We start from the raw sequence: 18,163 nt of genomic DNA on the forward strand, positions 1-18,163 counted from the left end.
GGCGTGGTGGGCCGCATCACGACTGCGGCCCAGGGCCGGACCGCGGGCGAGGGTGTGCAGCAGACCGAGGGGTCGCTCGTCGAGATCGGCGATCATCGCCGCGATCTCCTCGCCCGACCGCCCGACGAGCGGACCGCTGAGGTGCTTGGCCTTCCACGGCATCGCGGAGTCGACGTGTTCACCGGCGCCGAGGGACGAGTCCTCGCCCCAGAGGATCGCGCGGCGTCGGAGGAGATCGAGACGGGCGCGGACGGCGGCCGCATCGGCGCGGCCGGACAGGGCCTTGACGATCGTGGTGACCGACGGACGCCGCGACTTCTTCGGGCTGCGGCTGTGGCGGGCGGCGACCTCTTCCAGAACCGCGACGGCAAGGATGTCGAGATCCTCGCCGGCCAGGGCCAACGACGCCGCCGACAGGGCCCGTTGCGCCAGTACCCGCGTCCCCGACGGCGTCGGTGAGGCGAGGTCGGGGCGCTCGAGGAGGAGCTCGGTCAGCGCGTCGTCGGAACGCGCGGCCAACTCATCGGCCAGGCCGGTGTGCTGGTCATCCGAACTCATTCGGCCCAGCTTACCGGGGGCTCAGGCAGCGGGGAGCGGGGCTCAGGCAGCAGGAGGTCAGACGTCGCCGCGGCGGAGCATGCGACCGCGGGCGGTCTCGAAGTCGACCTTCTGCCCGCGCACCCAGGTCCCCTTGACCACACCGGCCAGTGCTCGTCCGTCGTACGGGCTGACCGGGTTCTTGTGGTGGAGGCGGTTGACGTCGACGATCTGCGCGGATTCCGGCTCGAAGACCGCGAAGTCGGCGTCGCAGCCGAGAGCGATGCGGCCCTTCGTCGGCAGACCGGCCAGGTCGGCGGGTTTCGACGCCATCCACTCGATGACCTGCGGCAGGTCGATGCCGCGCTTCTTTGCCTCGGACCAGATGAGCGACAGCCCGAGCTGAAGCGAGGCGACCCCACCCCATGCGACGCCGAAGTCGCCGTTCTCGGGGTCCTTGAGGTCGACGGTCGAGGGCGAGTGGTCGGAGACGATGCAGTCGATGGTGCCGGCCAGCAGCCCCTCCCACAGCAGTTCACGGTTGCCGGCCTCGCGGATGGGCGGGCAGCACTTGAAGGCCGTCGCGCCGTTGGGTACCTCTTCGGCCAGCAGGGTGAGGTAATGCGGGCAGGTCTCGACAGTGATCTTCACACCGTCGCGCTTCGCGCTGGCCAGCATCGGCAGCGCGTCCGACGACGACAGGTGGAGGACGTGGGCGCGGACGCCGGTCCAGCGCGCCCGCTCGATGACCTCCGCGATCGCCAGGTTCTCGGCGCCGCGCGGACGGGACGCGAGGAAGCGGGTGTACTCATCGCCCTCGGGGGAGGGGGCCTTGTCGATGGCGCGGGAGTCCTCGGCGTGGACGATCATCAGCGAGTCGAATTCGGCGAGTTTGGCCATGTCGGCTTCCATCTCGTCGGCCGTCAGGTGCGGGAACTCGTCCACTCCCGAATGCAGCAGGAAGCACTTGAAGCCGAACACACCCGCGTCGTGCAGGCCGCGCAGATCGTCCTCGTTGCCCGGGATGGCGCCGCCCCAGAATCCGACGTCGATGTGCGTCTTACCTTGTGCCGCAGCACGTTTCTCGGCCAACGCGTCGACGTTCACGGTCGGCGGGATCGAGTTGAGCGGCATGTCGATGAGCGTGGTGACACCACCCGCGGCCGCCGCCCGGGTGGCCGAGTCGAAACCCTCCCACTCGGTGCGCCCGGGCTCGTTGACGTGTACGTGGGTGTCCACGAGTCCGGGGATCATGACCTGATCGTCGGCGAGCTCGATGACCTCGGCCCCGGTCAGCCCGCTGCCGAGGGGCTCGATCGCGACGATCCGACCGTCGCGGATACCGATCTCGCGGGCCACGATGCCGGCCGTGGTGAGAGTCTGTTCACCCCGCACGACCAGGTCGAACGGTGCGTCGGAAGTAGCGGCCGGGGCATCGGGTGCTGCGGTCATGGGGCGGGACTCCTTGCTGGTGCCGTGTCCGGTGTCGTTCCAGAGACTAACCCAGGTTATTCCTCATCATGGAATGAAGCCGTGTCATTTCGGAACTCGACTCGCGAGTAGGCCGGTGTTGTGCTATTGACAACGGCCTCGATCGTCAGGCTAACTGTCACGAACGCGGAAACTTCATTCCACATCACGGAACTCCGCGAGTGTAGGAGCGCGGTCATCGATGACCGTCCGACCGAAAGTGCAGACATGAGCACTGAGCAGCACACAGCCCCCGTCGACGGACCGGTTTCGGAGGTCACCGGCACCGTCCCGGCCGGGCTGAGTCCGAAGCTGTACAACGACGACCTGGCACCGACCAGCCGCGTCGGACGACGCTGGAACACCTACAACATCTTCACGTTGTGGGCCAACGACGTACACAGTCTCGGCAACTACGCCTTCGCCATCGGTCTGTTCGCGCTCGGGCTCGGCGGGTGGCAGATCCTGACCGCCCTGGTGCTGGGTGGGGTGTTCCTCTTCCTGCTGCTGAATCTCTCCGGCTTCATGGGGGAGAAGACGGGCGTGCCGTTCCCGGTCATGAGCCGCATCTCGTTCGGGTTCCGCGGCGCGCAGATCCCCGCCCTCATCCGCGGTGGGGTGGCGATCGCGTGGTTCGGCATCCAGACCTACCTCGCGTCGGTCGTCCTGCGAATCATGCTGGTGGCGCTGTTCCCCGGCGCCGCCGACCTGGACACCAACCGTTTCCTCGGGCTCTCCACCCTCGGCTGGATCTCGTTCGTCTCGCTGTGGGTGATCCAGGTGATCATCGTCAGTTACGGCATGGAGATGATCCGTCGTTACGAGGCCTTCGCCGGTCCGGTCATCCTGGTCACCATGGTCGCCCTGGCCGTCTGGATGCTGAGCAACGCCGACTGGACCATCGCGTGGTCGACGCCCGATTCGCTGACCGGCGTGGACATGTGGCTCCAGATCATCGGCGGCGCGAGCCTGTGGGTGGCGATCTACGGCACCTTCGTCCTCAACTTCTGCGACTTCACCCGCAACGCGGAATCGCGAAAAGCGATCGTGCGCGGCAACTTCTGGGGCATCCCGCTGAACATGCTGCTCTTCGGTGCCATCGTGATCACCCTCGCCGGAGCCCAGTTCCGCATCAACGGCACCGTCATCGAGTCGCCGTCGGACATCGTCCAGACCGTTCCCAACACCTTCCTGCTGGTGCTGGCCTGCCTCGCGCTGCTGATCCTCACCGTCGCGGTGAACCTCATGGCCAACTTCGTCGCGCCGATCTACGCGCTGTCCAACCTGTTCCCGCGCCACCTCGACTTCCGGCGCGCGGCGCTCGTCGCCGCGATCATCGGCTTGGTCATCCTGCCGTGGAACCTCTACAACTCGCCGGCGGTGATCAACTACTTCCTCGGCGGACTCGGTGCCCTTCTCGGCCCGCTGTTCGGTATCGTCATGGCCGATTACTGGCTCGTCCGCCGTTCGCGAATCGACGTGCCCGCGTTGTTCACCGAGGCGCCGGGTGCCGCCTACCACTACCGGAACGGGGTCAACATGCGGGCGATCCTCGCGCTCGTCCCGACTGCGGCCATCGCCCTGGTGATGGCCTTCGTCCCGGCCTTCGAGGTGATCTCGGAGTTCTCCTGGTTCATCGGCGCCGGTCTCGGTGCGATCGTGTACCTGGCGGTCGCCGACCGTCGCGGTCCGTTCGCCGAGGTGTCGGGCGAGTCGATCTCCGTCGCCAGCACTCACTGACCCACGAAGGACATCACCGTGCGCATCCTGGTCGCCAACGTCAACACCACCGTGTCGATGACCGAGGCCATCGCCGACTCGGCCCGCTCGGTCGCCTCCCCGGGGACCGAGATCGTGGGTATCACACCGCGTTTCGGCGCCGACTCGTGTGAGGGGAACTTCGAGTCCTACCTCGCCGCGATCGCCGTGATGGATGCGATCCTCGCCTACCCCGAACCGTATGACGCCGTCATCCAGGCCGGTTACGGCGAACACGGTCGAGAGGGTCTCCAGGAGCTCCTCGAGGTGCCGGTCGTCGACATCACCGAGGCCGCGGCGTCGACCGCGATGTATCTGGGACACCGCTTCTCGGTGGTGACGACCCTGGACCGGACGGTTCCGCTCATCGAGGACCGGCTCAAGCTCGCCGGCCTCGACCAGCGGTGCGCGTCGGTGCGGGCGTCGGGACTCGGTGTGCTGGAACTCGAGTCGGACCCGGAGCGGGCGGTGAAGGCGATCGTGGAACAGTCCACGCGTGCGGTCACCGACGACCACGCCGAGGTGATCTGCCTCGGGTGCGGCGGGATGGCCGAACTCGAGGAGCAGGTCCGCGAGGCGACCGGGGTACCGATCGTCGACGGCGTGCGGGCGGCGGTCACGATCGCCGAAGGTCTTGTCCGAATGGGACTTTCGACCTCGAAGGTCCGGACCTACGCCCCGCCGCGGGAGAAGAAGATCACCGGCTGGCCGTTCAACCGCTAGTCCGCCTTCGCCGCCTGCGGCCACCGGGGATCCCGTCCGGTCAAGCCGGCGAGGCGGTCGACGAGGGGTGCGTCGTCGGGTACCTCGACCACCGGCCCGAACATGCCGTCGCGCTCTTCCTGCGGTTGGGGTGGGTAGTGGAGGTCGAAGACGACTTGGAGGATGTCGTCGGAGATGTCGAACGGGATGCACATGGCACGTGCGATGTCCCACCCGTGCAGCACGAGTTCCGACAGCGCCACGAGTCCCATGATCTCGGCCGGCAGTTCGACACCGCCCGCCTGGGTCATGCCGTCCCAGGCGGCGGGGTCATCCCAGGAGTCGGCGAGGTCGTGGACGTGGCGACGCAGGTCGTCACGCCACTGCGTCGAGAGCCGACTCTGCGCTGGGTCCGGCGGCGTCGAGGTCAGCGGTCCGAAGTCCTTCCGCGCCGCGGCCGCGAAGGCCTGGGACAGGCCGTCGACGTGGGCGACCAGCGCGGCGAGGTCCATGTCGCCGCAGGGGGTCGGACGGCCCAGGTCGGCGTCGGCGACTGTGGCGGTCAGAGCGAGCATGTGATCGGCGGCCGCTGATATCGATGGTGCTCGGGTGGTGTCGGTGGGCATGGGACTCCCTCTCGTCGTGTGTGCACTCGACAGGGCTGACCCGCTCGACGCCGGTTTCTCATCGGTCGCGAGCATCGATGTCCCCGTATTGTGGTCCCGTGACGTCTCCGACACGCGAGTACACGACCATCAGCCATCCGGAACCGAACACCCGTGTGTGGCATGAGATCCAGGGTGACGGGCAGCCGGTCGTGCTGCTGCACGGCGCCTTCTCGGGTGCGTCGTCGTGGGGCGGGCAGGTGCCGGCCCTGGTGGACGCGGGGTGGAAGGTGTTCTGTCCGGAGCGTCACGGTCACGGACACAGCCCGGACGTGACCGACGAGTTCCACTACGCGGACATGGCCGAGGAGACGATCGCCTACCTCGACGAGGTGGTCGGTGGTCCCGCCGAGATCGTCGGGTGGAGCGATGGCGCGGTGGTGGGCGTGCTGGTCGCGCTGCGGCGGCCCGACCTGGTCCGGCATCTGGTCCTGATCGGCCAGTACTACAACAGTTCGGGCCGGGCGGTCGGCGGCATCCTCGACGCGCTCGATTCCGCCGACGACGAGCTGATGGAGTTCTTCGCTGCCGACTACGCGTCCGAATCCCCGGACGGTGCAAGGCATTTCCAGGTCATCTTCGACAAGACGATGGCGATGATCAACTCCGAACCCGAGATCGACCTCGGTGATCTGGCCGCGATCACAGCACCGACGCTGGTCATGCAGGGGGACCGCGACGAGGTGACGCTCGAGCACAGCCGCGACGTCGTCGCCGCCATTCCGGGTGCCCGCCTGGCCGTGATCCCCGGGACGCACCTCATCCCCATCGAGGCGCCGCAGGCGGTGAACGCGGTCCTCGTCCAGTTTCTCGGCGCGGAGTGAGCCGGAGCCGTCAGTCCGGGACCATCGCCGAGAACGCGTCGGCCAGGGTGGGATAGAGGTCGAGCGTGTCGTCCAGGCCCGTCAGCCGCAGGGGCCGAGTGATGGCGGGATGCCCGCCGACGACGCCGAACCGGCCGCCGGCCGGGGTGACGGCCGCGTGCGCGGCGAGGAGCGCGGCGATGCCGGACGACGCGAGGAAGTCGGTGGCGGTGAGGTCGACGATCAGCCCCCGGGGTCGCTCGCTCACTGCTTCCAGCACGGCCGCACCCAACTGCGGGACGGTGAGCAGGTCGATGCTGCCGTGCACAGTCAGGATTATGAGTTGATCGCGCTGCGTCGAGATCACTGCCAGCGCGCGACCTGCCCGGGACGCGTCCTGGTCATCGTCGACGACCACCGGTTCGAAGCTGTCTGCCCTCATGTAGCCCTGCCTCCCTGTTCGCTCGAAGTCGCCCGTCCGTGAGATGGCAGCGCCTCGAGGTCCGCCTGGTGGCGTCGGCAGTTGGCTTCACCGGTGCCTTGGTGTGTCCTCGATATGACGTTCGGCGCCGTCGAAGACGCGGATGGCTGCGTGCCCCTCCCCGAGCACCGCGACATACCCGGCGACAGCTACTGCGCTGATGAGGAGCAGGTACCAGCCGGCAGCGTGATCGAAGGCCAGCAGGTAGAGCGCGGTCAGTGTCGCGGCGCAGATCGCCGCGGCTGGCAGTGCCGGAAGCCATCGTCTGTCTCGCAGGACGAGTATCGCCGCCTGACACTGCACGGCGATCTGCATCAGGGCCAGGAGCGCCCCGGCGCCGGCCATCCCGAGCAACCCCGGCAGTGTTCCGGTGTCGGAGAGGGCCGCAGTCGCGACGGTCGCGAGAATCGCGACCGAGCCGAGGGCTGCTCCGGCCGTCGGAGAGGTGAAGCGCGCGAAGTCCTGGTCTACAGAGTTCTCGGGGTTGTCGACGGAAAGGTGCATGACTTCTGTCTAACGCCTGATGCACTTCGGCGGTAGTATGCACAATATTGTCCATATGGACGAGGATGTCCACGCCGACGGCAGGGGTCTGACGATGGAGAACGAGGGCGAGTCCGTTCTGCGCGACCCGGTTCGACGTGCCTACGAGGTGTGCCCCGTCGAGGTGAGCGTCGCCGTGCTCGGCGGTTCCTGGAAGATGACCATCGTCAAGAACCTTCTCGAGGGGCCGTTGCGATACGGCGCCCTCGGGCGGGCGGTCGGTCCGGTCACGCCACGAGTGCTCACCCGCCAGCTACGTGAACTCGAATGCGACGGCATCGTGCAGCGCACGGCCTATCCCGAAGTCCCTCCGAGAGTTGAGTATTCGCTCACCGAACAGGGACGGGCGCTGCGCCCCTTCGTCACCGCCCTCAACGAGTGGGGGAAGACCTACGCGACCGAGGTGATCGAACCCAAGGTCGCGCAGCGGGAGAGTGCGGCGAGCTGAGTCGAGGTCGGAGTTGGTCCGAGGAGGTGTCAACACAGCGGACCTCCCGGCGACTGCGGCAACCGCCGCGCCGGCGACCTCCGAGCCACCGAGTCATTGAGCCCTTCGCTCCACGTCACCGTACGAAGCGTCGGGTCTCAGAAGGAATGGCCGCTGGGACGAAAGCCGAATCCGGGCTACAACCGGCCGATCTGGAGGACGACGATCTCGAGGTCGAGGCGGTTCAAGAGTTGGCCGTTGCGCGCAACCTCGTCGAAACCTGCGGCGTTCGACCCGGTCTCGGCACCGAGATGGCGACGCGCCTCTCGCTCGCCAACTTCGGTTTGCTCGGATTCGCAATGCTCAGCAGTGCGAATGCACGGGAGGCGCTTTGGGTCGCCCCGCAGGCGCTACAGATAGGCAACCGGTTCGTCGACATCAGCGTCGACATGAGTCAGTCGGTCGGACATATCGAGTTGCTTTGACGAGACACCCTGCCCGTCTGAACATGGGCCGCCGAACACTGCATCGACGCCTCGAACAGGAGGGGACAACCTTTCGGGTCCTGACCGAGGAGGTTCGTCATGAGGTCGCGGTCGACTTACTCGGCGTCCTCGGCGTCCTCGGCCTCACCGTTCAGGAGGCCGCCTCGCGTCTGGGCTACTCGATTGCCGCGGCCTCCAGCCGATCCTTCACCCGGTGGACGGGCAACCCTCCCAGTACCTATAGAAGGTGATCCCGAAGTGTTCCGCGGAACACTCTCGACCTCGGGTTGAGGCTCGAGGAATTGTCGGTGCCTGGCGATACCTTGTTCCTGTACTTCTCGCTCGGTTCAGGGGGTTGCGTTGGGGTTCAGTGCTTTTCGTTGCGGTGGAGATGCGTCGTCGATGTTCGATGGTGCGGATCCTGAGTCGCTGACGGATGAGGTGCTCGAGGCGCGGGTGCTGGGTATGCCGCTCGGATCACGGCTTTGACAGCGGACTTCCTTGAACTGGTGGCAGAACTGGATGGGCGGGAGTCGTGGCGGGGGCCGGGGATTCATTCGCTGGCGCACTGGTTGTCGTGGAAGGCGGGCATCGCACCGCGAACGGCGCATGAGCAGTTGAGGGTCGCCAAGGCGATACGGGAATTGCCGGTGATCCGCACGGCGTTTCGCGAGGGTCGGTTGTCGTATTCGAAGGTCCGCGCGTTGACACGGGTCGCTACGCCGGAGCGTGAGGCGGAGTTGGTGAACCTCGCATTGTCGTCGACGGCGTCTCAGTTGGATCGGGCGGTGCGGGCGATGGTCCAGATCGATCGTGACCGGGGTGTCGAGGAGGATGGACGGCCGCCGGTGGAGTCGACGGGCCGGTGGAAATGGAACACCGATGGGTCGCTGTCGGTGTCGTTGACGCTGAGTCCGTTGGATGGTGCGCGATTTCTCGCTGGGGCGGTGCGCGCAGAGTATGAACGCACCCGGACCGCCGACGATCCGGATCTACCAACCGCGGGGAGTGTTCCGCGGAACACTGAACCGGAGTCGGGTGACGGCGATTCGGGGCAGGGGTCGGGGGTGGTGCCGTCGCGGCGTCGGGATCTGTGGCGGCAGGTGCCGTCGAATGTGGCGCCGGCGGTGGTGGCGATGGCCGGCATGGTGCATGACGGGGTCGCGATGCCTGATCTCGCACCGGGTGCGGAGATCCTGATCCATGCCGGTGACGGGGTGGAGCATGCTCATCTGGATGACGGTCCGGCGTTGTCGGAGGTCGAGGTGGCCGAAGCTCGGTGCGGGGCGTCGACTCGGGATGTGGTGAGTCGCCGGGTTCCCGGGCAGCCCGGCAAGTGGCGTTGTTGGGGGTGGGGCGTCGGAAGCGGGTGCCGAACAAAGCCCTGATCAGGGCGTTGTTCGTGCGGGATCGGTGTTGTCAGGTGCCGGGGTGTGGTCGGACGCGTCATCTGCATGCCCATCATGTGCAGTTGTGGTCGGCGGGTGGGCGGACGGATCCGGACAATCTGATCTTGTTGTGTGGGTCGTGTCATCGGGCGTTGCATCGGGGGGAGTTCGCGATCACCGCACACGGTGAACAGCGGTTCAGCTTTCATCGCCCGGACGGCACCGAGATCGACGTGGCGCCAAAGACTTCGAAGCCGCCGGAGTGGCAGCCGAACCCTCGAATCGATACAGAGGCGACGGTCCCGATCGGCGGTGGTCGGATGGATCTGGGTTACACCACCGAAGTGCTGTACGCGGTGTGGGAATGGAAGCAGCACAACGAAACTCGCTCGACACCATGGGGTCGAGCGGCTGCGTAGCGACCCCGGGACACCAGCTACTCGTCGCGCAATTCGTCGATGTCGGCTCGCGCGATCTCGGTGAGCCGGTCGAGGATTCGTGTGTAGGCGGGGGACTGACGATGGACGAGTGAGGTGTGCGTTTCGCCGTCGAACAGGTGTAGATCAGTCGAGCCACCAGCAGCGTCGAGGGCGCGCGTGTACCGGCGGGAGTTGTCCGGATCGACATCGGTGTCGGCCAGTCCGTGGAACAGGGTGACCGGAAGCGCGGGGTCGAGGTTGCGGATGGGATCCACCGAGTCATAGCGGTCGGGGACCTGTCGTGGTGTGCCGCCGAGAACATGGGTGATCACCCGGTTGTTGCCGTGGCCGACGGCGTAGCGCATGTCGAGCGGGCCGGAGATGGACACCGCCCGGGATGGAACGAAGGCCGGACGCGAACCCACTTCGTCATCGGTGAGGCGATGGCGCGTGCCGCCCCACACGGCCAATTGCGCACCGGCGCTGTGACCGACCACCAGCTCGTCGTCGATTCGCAACTGCGGGTAGGTCTCGGCCATCGCGGGCACATGGTCGAGTGCTCGGGCCACGTCGTGGAAGGTCGTGGGCCACCCTCCGCCGGTGCCCAGACGTCGGTACTCCACGTTGTAGACCGCCAGTCCGCGATCGGCGAGGTCCCGGGCCATCTCGTCGAATTGCTCTGCGCCCGCTCGGCTTTCCCACCCGCCGCCGTGGATGATCGTCACCAGTGGCAGCGAGTCGTCGCCACGGACCCCGGAAGGCAGATACAGATTGGCCCAGTTCTCGGCGGGGTCGGCATCGTCGGAATCGAGATACTCGACGCGGACGACGTCGAAGGATTCGGTCCCCGCGGGGACCGGGGGAGCCGTCGCGGGTCCGTGCGCATCCGACGGCGTACCGGAAGACGGTGACGGCGTTGACGACTGCTGGTCCGGCGGCGTCGAGCAACCACCGGCCACGAGCGCGATCACGCCCACGGCCACCGTGACGATCCGACGTCTCATCGGTTATCGCAGACCGGAGGGCACGATCTTGCCGTTGACCGTCACGGTCACCTCGCCGGTCTCGGTGTTCTCGGAGATCTCGCCGTGCTCGAAGGTGACCACCTCGAGGTCACCGTCGACCGTCACGTCGCTCGTGGGCACACCGAGCGGCCCGGCCGAGCCGTTGGTGCCGAGGAGCAACGGGGTGCCGTCCGGAGCGCGCTCGGTGTTCCAGGCGTCCCGGATCTTGCCGGAGGTGACGATGTACCCAGGCGTTGCGGGGTCGCTGTTCCTCGCGATGATCACGCCACCGCGGAACTGTTGGTAGACAACGCCACTCTCTCGTGTCCCCGCGTTGTGATCCCCGGTCAACGGCTTGCCCAGGGCGGCCCGCTGTGCCTCGGTGGCCGACGCGTACTTCGTTGCGATCGGACCGGTGAGGGTCACCTCGACATCGTCCTCGCCCATGACCGTCGTCTCGGTGGGCTTCGCGTTTTCCACGACAGGAACGGGGCCCGTCGTGTCGCCGGCCGCTGAGGTCGTCGTCGAACCCCCGGTCGTCGAGGCTCCGGAGGGTGACTCGTCGGCGTCTGACGTGCCGCAACCGGCGGCGATCAGTGTGATCGCGAACAATCCGGCGACCAACTCGGAGCGGCGGGATGCCACCAGTTTCATGTGATCCTCTCGACCCTCGACTCGTCGGCCTAGGTGTATCACGGACCGCGACCCGTCGCCGAGCGGCTGCGGTTCACCCGTGCCGACGGCGGTACTCGCCCGCGGCACCCGGATGCAGGGGGATGGGTCCGGTGAGGATCAACGACTGCGCGTCGAGGAACTGGCTGCCGATCGCCTGGGCGGGCACGAGGTGAGCAGCCTGGTCGAGCAGGACGTCGGCGATGGCCGCGGCGGTCGCATCCGGCACATCCCGACGGGCGAGCAGGAGATTCGCGATCCCGACGGTGGTGACCGCGGGGTGCCGGCCGTAGATGTCGGCCGGGATGCGTACGGGCTCGTATGCGGGTCCGAACCGCTGTCGTAGGCCCGCGACCACGTCACCGAGGTCGAGCAGGACGATCGGCACGCGCGGGTCGGTGAACGCCGGGGTCGGCAGACCGCCCGCCCACATGACGGCGTCGACCTCTCCCGCGGCAAGGGCGGCGCCGGCGTCGGCCATCGTCTGCCGGACCGGGCGGATGTCACGGCCGGTATCGAGGCCGGCCGCGGCGAGTACCCGCTCGGAGAGCCCGGCGGCGCCGGACCCCGGTGCTCCGACACTCACCGACCGCCCGCGCAGGTCGGCGACCGTCGCGATCCCGGACCCTGTGCGGACCGCCACCTGAAAGTAGTTCTCGTACACGCATCCGAGCGCCGTCAGCTGTGGGCCCGCGCGCTCGATGGCCGTGTCGCTGAGACTGATGGCGAGTTCCGCGGAACCGTTCGCCAGGGCGTCGAGGTTCTCGGCCGAGCCGCCGGACTGCCGCGGGCGGATCTCCAGCGCGCCGGACCGGTCGGCCGCCGCGGCGAGGAGACCGGCGAACTCCCAGAAGAAGCCACCGGGCTCGCCCGCCGCGAGGCGGACCGGTGCGCCGCGTTCGGTTTCGCACGCGGTCAGGAGAAGCAGCGCGCCCAGGCCGGTGGCCCCGCGGAGCAGAGTCCGCCGGTCCACCGGCCCGCGCGCGAACGACATGATGACACCTTAGGCCCGCCGGGCAACGGCCTCTGCGTCGAGGAAGGCCCGCCCCTGCTCGCGATCGAGTGGGGTCTCCGCCTTGTTGCGCAAGACGAAAATGTAGACCATCAGCGACACCGCGATCACGACGGTGACGTAGGCGATGAACCACGGGACATGACCGCCGTTCTTCGCGGCCTGGTAGATCAGCGGCGCGGTGCCGCCGAAAGCCGAGTTCGCGAGCGCGTAGCCCAGACCCACTCCCAGCGCGCGGACGTGAGAGGGGAAGAGCTCCGCCTTCACGATCGCGTTGATGGAGGTGTAGCCGGTGAGGATGATGTAGCCGACTGCGAGCAGGGTCAACGACGTTGCCACCGAGGTGGTCTGGGGCAGGTAGGTGATCAGGACGTAGGTGTACAGGACACCGCCGACGCCGAAGAAGATGAGGACGGGTTTGCGTCCGACCTTGTCGCTGATCATCCCGCCGATCGGCTGCAACACCATCAGGAAGATCAAACCGATGAGGTTGATCCAGGTCCCGGTGCGACCGTGGTCCTCGTAGGCGGTCTTGACGATGGCCGGTGCGTTGACGCTGTAGGTGTAGAAGGCGATGGTGCCGCCGATGGTGACCAGGAAGCAGACCAGCAGAGGGCGCCAGTAGTTCAGGACGAGTTCGCGAATCGAGCCGGACTCGGAGTCGGCCCCGCTGCGGACGGCCTCCAACTGCTCCGGGGTGAGCGACTCGTCCATGCTGCGGCGCAGCCAGAAGACGACCACCGCGGCCACGCCGCCGATGAGAAACGCGATACGCCAACCGAAGTCGGAGATCTGGTCCTTGTCGAGGAAGCCCTGCATCACCAGCAGGGTGAGCTGCGCCAGTACGTGTCCGCCGATGAGCGTGACGTACTGGAACGACGAGAAGAAGCCGCGACGCTCCCGGGTGGCCGCCTCGGACATGTAGGTGGCCGACGCGCCGTACTCGCCACCGGTCGCGAATCCCTGTACCAGTCGACAGAGCACCAGGACGACCGCCGCCCATACGCCGATCGACTCGCGACCCGGTGTCAACGCGATGACCAATGAGCACGCCGCCATCAGCGACACGCTGAAGGTCAACGCGGCCCGGCGGCCCCGACGGTCCGCGTACCGACCGAAGAACCAGGAGCCGACCGGCCGCATCAGGAAGGTGACGGCGAAGATGGCATACACGTAGACGGTTGAGTTCTTGTCGGCCGAGTCGAAGAACTGGCTCTCGAAGTACGTCGCGAAGACGGTGTAGACGTAGACGTCGTACCACTCGACGAGGTTGCCCGAGGACCCGCGCAGGGTGTTGAGCACGGCACGACGCGTCGCCGCGGCCGACGACGTCGGCGGTGCGCTCCGGGCGTTCGTGGGCTGCCGGGTGGGCGAGTCGGTCATCAGGGTCCTCCAGGTCGTCGAACGTGCACCCGACCCGGTCCGGCGTCGGTGCCCCTAACACTGTGAACGCAGTCACAGGCGGAACGGAAGCCGATCGCCGTTTCCTAACACTCCCTTAGGACAGGTCGTCCACGGCCTCGTGGAACGGGACGTCGGCCGCCGGGATCCAGAGGTCCACCCGCAGTCCCGCGGGGCGTCCGGCGGTCACCTCCAGTTCGCCTCCGGCTCCGTCGACAAGGGCCGCGGCGATGGCCAATCCGAGTCCGGAGCCGGGCCCGCTGCCGGCCGATGCGCGGAAGAACCGCTCCGTGATCCGTGGCAGGTTGTCGGTCGTCACGCCACGGCCGGTGTCGGCGACCCAGACCCGGATACGCGCTCCCTCGGATCGACAGCCCAGCTCCACGTGGGCACCTTCCCCGGCGTGGTTGACCGCGTTGCTCATCAGGACGTCCGTCGCCCGGATGAGGTCGTCCTCGTCGAGCGCGGCGATCATCGGCCGGGGCTGCGAAGCGATCGACGCCGACATCCCCGCGTCGGCGAGCGCGTCCGCCCAGAAATCGTGGCGCTCGACCAGCACGGCGGCGACGTCGCATACCCCCGTGGTGGAACCGGCGGGCCGCGACTCGGCGGTGGCGAGGACGAGTAGGTCGTCGACGATGCGGTCGAGCCGGTCGATCTCCACGACGGTCTTCCGATGCGATTCCAGCGAGCGGCCGGTCAATCCGAGGCCGAGGGTGTCGAGGCGAAAGCGGACCGCCGCCAACGGATTACGAAGTGCGTGCGCGGTGTCGGCGACCAGGCGGCGCTGGGCGGCGGTGGCGTTCTCGACGTCGTCCGCCATCGCGTCGAAGATCCGGGCCAGCTCGCGGACCTCCGGTGGGCCGGTGTGGCGTTGACCGGGCGGCCCACCCGGGGGCGTTTCGTGCGCTGACGGGCCGCTGTCGATGATCGAGGCGCGTAGTGAGCGCACCCGTGCCGACAACGCCGTGAGTGGGCGAACCGTCCACCGCGACAACGCAACCGCGATCATCGACCCGATCACGAGCATCGCGAGGGCCCCGGCGGCGATCACGGCCCACGTTCTGACGACATCGCGTTTCGCCGCCGTCGTCGACGCCTCGATGACGACCGCGCCGTCGACCTGGGTGCCCGTGCCGATCGGCATGGCCACGAGTACCGAGTCGGGCGACCAGGGCGTCAGCCCCGACGCGATCCGCGTGCGTTGATTGCGCAATGCCTCGGAGACGGCCTCGGCGACCGCGGGTGACCGGGCTGCGAGGCCGGCCGAGGCGCGCGTCGTGCCGGCTCGATCGACCACCACCACGCCTTCGTCGTAGAGGTCGCGGTAGCGCTCGGCGGCCCGCTGGAGTTCCGTACCCCGCATCTCCGGGTCCCGATCGGCGAGGTCGGCGAAGTAGACCGCGGATGCGGTCCGGCTCTCGGTGAACCGTTGCAGCCGTTCACGACTCGCCGTCGTCGCGAGGGGTACCGCCAGACCCAGGACCACGATCGCCGAATAGACGACGAGCACGAGCAGCACGCGCCGCCACATCGTTCAGGTACCCCAGCGGTAGCCGTACCCGCGGATCGTCTCGATCACGCCGGGCCTGCCGAGCTTCGCCCGGAGCGCGGTCATGTGGACGTCGAGGCTGCGCGAGATGGCGACGTAGGCGTCGCCCCAGATCGCATCCATCAACTGTTCGCGGCTCACGGCCTCACCCCGGCGGGTGACGAGGTGCGCGAGGAGTTCGAACTCCTTGGGGGTGAGGGCGACGTCGGTGCCGGCCACGGTCACCAGTCGCGCGTCGAGATCGACGACGATGTCGCCGGTGGCGATCTGTCGCGCCGCGGGTGCCGGTGCGTCGGCGGTGCGCCGACGGGCGGCCACCTCCAGGCGCGCCATCAGCTCGCCGAGGCGCGCAGGTTTCACCACATAGTCGTCGGCACCCCCGCGGAGTGCCCGCACCACCGACCGCTCGTCCTGCCGCGCGGTGAGCACCACGACCGGCATCTCACTCACCGCCCGCAACCGGCGCAGCACGGTCAGCCCGTCCTCGTCGGGCAATCCCAGGTCCAGCAGTGCGAGGTCGAATTCCCGGTGACCGAGGAGGAGATCGGCGCCGCGACGCATGCGACGGGGCTCGTGGCCGACCTCGTTCAGGGCGTCCACGAGCGCGTCGCCGACCCCGTCGTCGTCTTCCACCACCGCGATACGCATCGTCTCTCACGGTACGACAGTGGGTGCAGGCGACCCCGTCAGAGCATGATCTGCCGGTTCACGTCCTTGTAGAGCAGGTACCGGAAGTTCGACGGTCCGCCGGCGTAGCAGGCTTGCGGGCAGAACGCGCGCAGGGACATGTAGTCGCCCTCCTGGACCTCCACCCAGTCCTCGTTGAGGCGGTAGACGGCCTTGCCTTCCAGGACGTACAGACCGTGTTCCATCACGTGGGTCTCGGCGAAGGGGATAGACGCGCCGGGCTCGAAGGTCACGATGTTGACGTGCATGTCGTAGGCGAGATCCAGCGGATCGAGCATTCGCGTTGTGCGCCAGGCGCCGTCGGTGTCGGGCATCGGGGAGGGCTCGATGTCGCGCTCGTTGCCGAACTTCGGGGCCGGCTCGTGACTCGCAATCGGCTCGTAGCGCTTGCGAATCCAGTGGAAGGAGACGGGGACGTCGCCGCGGTTGTGCGCCGACCACGGCGTGCCCGCGGGCAGGTAGCCGAAGCCGCCGTCGGTCAGGGTGTGTTCCTCGCCCGCGATGGTCACGGTCAGCGTTCCGGCGGTGACGAAGACGAAACCCTCGACCTCCGACTGCGGTTCGGGCGCAGCCGATCCGCCGCCCGGGGCGACCTCGACGATGGTCTGGGCGAAGGTCTGCGCGCCGCCGGGTACCGGGCGGTTGAGCACCCAGGCGCGGGTGTCGGTCCACTCCGGGAAGACCGAGGTGACGATGTCGCGGAGCACGCCGCGCGGGATCACCGTGTACGCCTCGGTGACGACAGCGCGGTCGCTCAGCAGGTCGGTCTGCGGCGGGAGTCCACCGGCGGGGGTGTAGTACGGCGTCGCGTTCATCGGATTGTCCTCTGTGAGTGGGGGAGTGCGAAGTCGCGCACCTTCTCGATGGGCAGATCGGTCGCGGTCTCGACCTCGTCGACGGTCAGCGCGCCGCACACCTCGCCGCGTCGGATGAAGCCGGCGAGTGCACGGGCCGTCGCCGGTTCGTCGAGCACCGACGACTCGAGCTTGTGCGCGTAGTTGCGCAGACGCACTGCGGCGGAATCGAATCCGTCGCGATAGAAGGCGTACGTGGCCAGGAAGCGGGTGACGAGTTGCGCGGGGTGGAGGTCCCACCCCTGATAGAAGCCGCGCTCGAGGTGGCGCCGGACCAGTCGCGCGTGCAACGCCCAGCCGGCTTCGACGGCCTCGGCGTCTCCGACGGGGAGGATGTTCGTCGATCCGTCCGACAACCGCACACCGGTGCCGGCCGCGGCGAGTTGCATCACGGCTTTCGCGTGGTCGGCGACGGGATGTTCCATCGACTGATACGCCGCGGCGATGCCTAGGGACGCCGAATAGTCGTAGGTTCCGTAGTGCAGTGCGGTCACCCGGCCCTCACCGGCCTGGATCATCGCCGCCACGGCCGCGGTGCCGTCGGCGCTCATCACCGACTGCGGGGTCTCCACCTGGATCTCGAAACCGATGCGACCGTCGGTGAGTCCATGGACTCGCTCGAGTTCGCGGGCGACGGCGACCATCGCGACGACCTGATCGGTCGAGGTGACCTTGGGCAGCGTGAGCGTCAGACCCGCCGGGAGGTTCCCGGTGTCCGCCAGGCCGGCGATGAACAGGTCTAGGGTGCGCAGGCCGCGGGCGCGGACGTCGGCCTCGAAACACTTGAAGCGGATGCCGAGGAATGGCGGTGAGGCGTCGCCCGCCGCCCGGATCGCGGCGACGGCGGCGCTGACGTGCGCGTCCTCCTCGTCATCGGCGCGGACACCGTAACCGTCCTCGAAGTCGATGCGCAGATCCTCGATGGGCTCGGTGCGCAGCTTGTTCTCGACGAGATCCGCGAGGGCGGTGGCCGCCGAGTCGGTCCGGGCGACGGTCGAGCGGGCGATCGCGGCGAGGCCGCCGTGGTCGGCGGCTGCCTCCAGGGCGGAATGGCCCCACTCCCGGGCGAGCTCGGCGGTGTACCGGTCGGCGGGAACGTAGACCGTGTGGACCGGCTGCCGGCTCCCGTCGTCGCCCGGATACCGATCGGATAGCACCGCGTCCGACGGTGCGAGGGCGGCCTCGATCTCAGCGAGGAAGGTCGCGCCGAGGCGACCGGGTTGCACGCTCATGGCGCCCCTTCGTGTCGGATTAATGGAAATCAAATTCCGCAGAGCGGAGTTTACTCCAGAACTGTCGGACG

Annotated in this window: 18 protein-coding genes and 2 pseudogenes; 7 read left to right on the forward strand and 13 right to left on the reverse strand. The window is 67.9% G+C overall.

Features of this window, described 5'->3' with window-relative positions; all coding sequences use genetic code 11:
* Together M4D77_RS08925 and allB are read right to left on the reverse strand one after the other, a co-directional pair.
* Positions 1–558 (reverse strand): annotated as a pseudogene (locus tag M4D77_RS08925) (hypothetical protein); the annotation flags it as partial.
* 57 nt (positions 559–615) lie between these two features.
* Positions 616–1,989, reverse strand: coding sequence for an allantoinase AllB (allB, locus tag M4D77_RS08930; RefSeq protein ID WP_065631755.1), 1,374 nt, complete (start codon positions 1,987–1,989; stop codon positions 616–618).
* 246 nt (positions 1,990–2,235) lie between these two features.
* On the opposite strand from allB, the gene M4D77_RS08935 reads away from it, so the two are divergent.
* Positions 2,236–3,747 (forward strand): NCS1 family nucleobase:cation symporter-1, encoded by a 1,512-nt coding sequence (locus M4D77_RS08935; protein ID WP_068970590.1) that lies wholly within the window; start codon positions 2,236–2,238, stop codon positions 3,745–3,747.
* A gap of 18 nt (positions 3,748–3,765) precedes the next feature.
* Positions 3,766–4,488: an aspartate/glutamate racemase family protein gene (locus M4D77_RS08940; protein WP_065631757.1), complete on the forward strand. Its 723-nt coding sequence runs from the start codon at positions 3,766–3,768 to the stop codon at positions 4,486–4,488.
* Here the strand turns inward: M4D77_RS08940 and M4D77_RS08945 are convergent.
* Positions 4,485–5,093 (reverse strand): TIGR03086 family metal-binding protein, encoded by a 609-nt coding sequence (locus M4D77_RS08945; RefSeq protein ID WP_259936036.1) that lies wholly within the window; start codon positions 5,091–5,093, stop codon positions 4,485–4,487. The two genes, M4D77_RS08940 and M4D77_RS08945, sit on opposite strands and share 4 nt — an antisense overlap.
* Before the next feature lie 98 nt (positions 5,094–5,191).
* Between M4D77_RS08945 and M4D77_RS08950 the strand changes: the two genes are divergently transcribed.
* Positions 5,192–5,956 (forward strand): alpha/beta fold hydrolase, encoded by a 765-nt coding sequence (locus M4D77_RS08950; protein WP_259936037.1) that lies wholly within the window; start codon positions 5,192–5,194, stop codon positions 5,954–5,956.
* A 10-nt stretch (positions 5,957–5,966) separates the two neighbouring features.
* Here M4D77_RS08950 and M4D77_RS08955 read toward each other — a convergent pair whose 3' ends face one another.
* Positions 5,967–6,377: an STAS domain-containing protein gene (locus M4D77_RS08955; RefSeq protein ID WP_137810531.1), complete on the reverse strand. Its 411-nt coding sequence runs from the start codon at positions 6,375–6,377 to the stop codon at positions 5,967–5,969.
* A gap of 87 nt (positions 6,378–6,464) precedes the next feature.
* A complete protein-coding gene (locus M4D77_RS08960; protein ID WP_259936038.1) occupies positions 6,465–6,920 on the reverse strand; it encodes a hypothetical protein in 456 nt (151 codons plus the stop codon).
* Between the two features lie 94 nt (positions 6,921–7,014).
* Between M4D77_RS08960 and M4D77_RS08965 the strand changes: the two genes are divergently transcribed.
* The 4 genes and pseudogenes from M4D77_RS08965 (at position 7,015) to M4D77_RS08975 (ending at position 9,678) form a co-directional block, all read left to right on the forward strand.
* The gene (locus M4D77_RS08965; protein WP_058251692.1) at positions 7,015–7,407 is read left to right on the forward strand and encodes a helix-turn-helix domain-containing protein; all 393 of its coding nucleotides are present in this window, start codon (positions 7,015–7,017) and stop codon (positions 7,405–7,407) included.
* A 146-nt stretch (positions 7,408–7,553) separates the two neighbouring features.
* Positions 7,554–7,871 carry an AraC family transcriptional regulator gene (locus M4D77_RS08970; RefSeq protein ID WP_259936039.1) on the forward strand — a complete coding sequence of 106 codons (318 nt, stop codon included), beginning with the start codon at positions 7,554–7,556 and terminating at the stop codon, positions 7,869–7,871.
* A gap of 23 nt (positions 7,872–7,894) precedes the next feature.
* Positions 7,895–8,122: a helix-turn-helix domain-containing protein gene (locus M4D77_RS23870; protein ID WP_159370263.1), complete on the forward strand. Its 228-nt coding sequence runs from the start codon at positions 7,895–7,897 to the stop codon at positions 8,120–8,122.
* A 151-nt stretch (positions 8,123–8,273) separates the two neighbouring features.
* Positions 8,274–9,678 (forward strand): annotated as a pseudogene (locus tag M4D77_RS08975) (HNH endonuclease).
* Between the two features lie 17 nt (positions 9,679–9,695).
* Here the strand turns inward: M4D77_RS08975 and M4D77_RS08980 are convergent.
* From M4D77_RS08980 to M4D77_RS09015, 8 genes are all read right to left on the reverse strand, one after another.
* The gene (locus tag M4D77_RS08980) at positions 9,696–10,682 is read right to left on the reverse strand and encodes an alpha/beta hydrolase (RefSeq protein WP_259936040.1); all 987 of its coding nucleotides are present in this window, start codon (positions 10,680–10,682) and stop codon (positions 9,696–9,698) included.
* A gap of 3 nt (positions 10,683–10,685) precedes the next feature.
* Positions 10,686–11,336: an LGFP repeat-containing protein gene (locus M4D77_RS08985; protein WP_065631959.1), complete on the reverse strand. Its 651-nt coding sequence runs from the start codon at positions 11,334–11,336 to the stop codon at positions 10,686–10,688.
* 73 nt (positions 11,337–11,409) lie between these two features.
* Entirely contained in the window at positions 11,410–12,348 is a 939-nt protein-coding gene (locus M4D77_RS08990; protein ID WP_259936041.1) for a TAXI family TRAP transporter solute-binding subunit, read from the reverse strand.
* A gap of 9 nt (positions 12,349–12,357) precedes the next feature.
* Positions 12,358–13,749 (reverse strand): MFS transporter, encoded by a 1,392-nt coding sequence (locus M4D77_RS08995; RefSeq protein WP_259936042.1) that lies wholly within the window; start codon positions 13,747–13,749, stop codon positions 12,358–12,360.
* Positions 13,750–13,864: 115 nt separating this feature from the next.
* Positions 13,865–15,301: a HAMP domain-containing sensor histidine kinase gene (locus M4D77_RS09000; protein ID WP_259936043.1), complete on the reverse strand. Its 1,437-nt coding sequence runs from the start codon at positions 15,299–15,301 to the stop codon at positions 13,865–13,867.
* 3 nt (positions 15,302–15,304) lie between these two features.
* A complete protein-coding gene (locus M4D77_RS09005) occupies positions 15,305–15,967 on the reverse strand; it encodes a response regulator transcription factor (RefSeq protein WP_259936044.1) in 663 nt (220 codons plus the stop codon).
* Between the two features lie 38 nt (positions 15,968–16,005).
* Positions 16,006–16,821: a bifunctional allantoicase/(S)-ureidoglycine aminohydrolase gene (locus M4D77_RS09010; protein ID WP_259936045.1), complete on the reverse strand. Its 816-nt coding sequence runs from the start codon at positions 16,819–16,821 to the stop codon at positions 16,006–16,008.
* Positions 16,818–18,092: an HpcH/HpaI aldolase/citrate lyase family protein gene (locus tag M4D77_RS09015; protein WP_259936046.1), complete on the reverse strand. Its 1,275-nt coding sequence runs from the start codon at positions 18,090–18,092 to the stop codon at positions 16,818–16,820. The genes M4D77_RS09010 and M4D77_RS09015 overlap by 4 nt, the downstream gene beginning before the upstream one ends.
* Positions 18,093–18,163 lie beyond the last annotated feature (71 nt).

It is taken from the genome of Gordonia sp. p3-SID1431 (assembly GCF_025143765.1).
GTDB classification, from domain to species: Bacteria; Actinomycetota; Actinomycetes; order Mycobacteriales; family Mycobacteriaceae; genus Gordonia; species Gordonia hongkongensis.